This window comes from Microbispora sp. NBRC 16548 (assembly GCF_030268985.1).
GTDB classification, from domain to species: Bacteria; Actinomycetota; Actinomycetes; order Streptosporangiales; family Streptosporangiaceae; genus Microbispora; species Microbispora catharanthi.
In genome coordinates this window covers 1-255 of the sequence record NZ_BSSF01000128.1, presented here as the reverse complement: position 1 = coordinate 255, position 255 = coordinate 1, and the positions used below count along the sequence as shown (strand labels likewise).

Sequence of the window (255 nt, the reverse complement as noted above, 5' to 3'; positions counted from 1 at the left end):
GCCGACCGCTGGCACCCGATCCTCGACGTCTTCGACGAGGTGGGGGTGCGCTTCGCGCACGAGGTGCACCCCAGCGAGATCGCCTACGACTACCACACCACGGTGCGGACGCTGGAGGCCATCGGGCGCCGGCCGGCCTTCGGGCTGAACTGGGACCCCTCGCACATGGTGTGGCAGGGCCTGGACCCGGCGAACTTCATCCTCGACTTCGCCGACCGGATCTACCACGTCGACTGCAAGGACGCCCGGGTCGCC

The 255-nt window shown here is 69.8% G+C and carries 1 protein-coding gene; it reads left to right on the top strand.

The annotated features are described in order from the left end of the window. Positions 1-255 (top strand): sugar phosphate isomerase/epimerase family protein (locus QSK36_RS43345; protein ID WP_285786470.1); only part of this gene is annotated, 255 nt, incomplete at both ends.